1 protein-coding gene is annotated in these 602 nt (G+C 42.4%); it reads left to right on the top strand.

Annotated features, from left to right (window positions below; all coding sequences use genetic code 11):
- Positions 1-112: 112 nt before the first annotated feature.
- Entirely contained in the window at positions 113-547 is a 435-nt protein-coding gene (gene tnpA / locus ACP2WE_RS26020; protein ID WP_425218424.1) for an IS200/IS605 family transposase, read from the top strand.
- Positions 548-602: the final 55 nt, after the last annotated feature.

The raw sequence follows: 602 nt of genomic DNA, 5'->3' as shown, positions 1-602 counted from the left end.
CGCTAGCTCTTCNATTCATTGTCCCAAAACGCTAGTCGAAACTACGCACTTTCAGTGCGAGACTTTAGTTGCTACACAAGTCTAAAAAGGGGTAGGCTTGGGAAAAACGCCAATGGTAGAACCTAGACGTGGTAGCCACACAATTACAAGGCTAACAGTACATATTGTATGGGTGACAAAGTATCGATACCAAGTACTGAAAGGAGAAATTCAAAAACGGTGCAGAGAACTAATTATTCAGATATGTGATGCCGAAGATATTAAAATCCTCAAAGGGGCAGTGAGCAAGGATCATGTACATATGCATATAGAGTATCCGCCATCAAAGGCAATCAGTGACATTGTGAGACGGCTCAAAGGTAGAACCTCAAGATTACTGCAACAAGAATACCCAGAATTACAGAAGCGATACTGGGGAAAGCATTTCTGGGCAATAGGATATGGGGCATGGAGTACAGGCAACATAACAGATGAAATGGTCTCAGAGTACTTGGAACATCATCGCAATCCATCAAATATGGATAATGACAACTGTATGCTGGAATAAGGGGACTTTCAGTCCCAGGCAAACCTATGCACTTCCAGTGCATAGTGGTTTAGTT

Source organism: Tumidithrix helvetica PCC 7403, assembly GCF_965232925.1.
Lineage (GTDB): Bacteria > Cyanobacteriota > Cyanobacteriia > Pseudanabaenales > Pseudanabaenaceae > Tumidithrix > Tumidithrix helvetica.
This window is presented reverse-complemented; position numbering and strand designations above follow the sequence as displayed.

Excerpts from the sequence above, each read along its gene's own strand:
- tnpA (WP_425218424.1), top strand. The coding sequence starts at position 113 with ATGGTAGAACCTAGACGTGGTAGCCACACAATTACAAGGCTAACAGTA.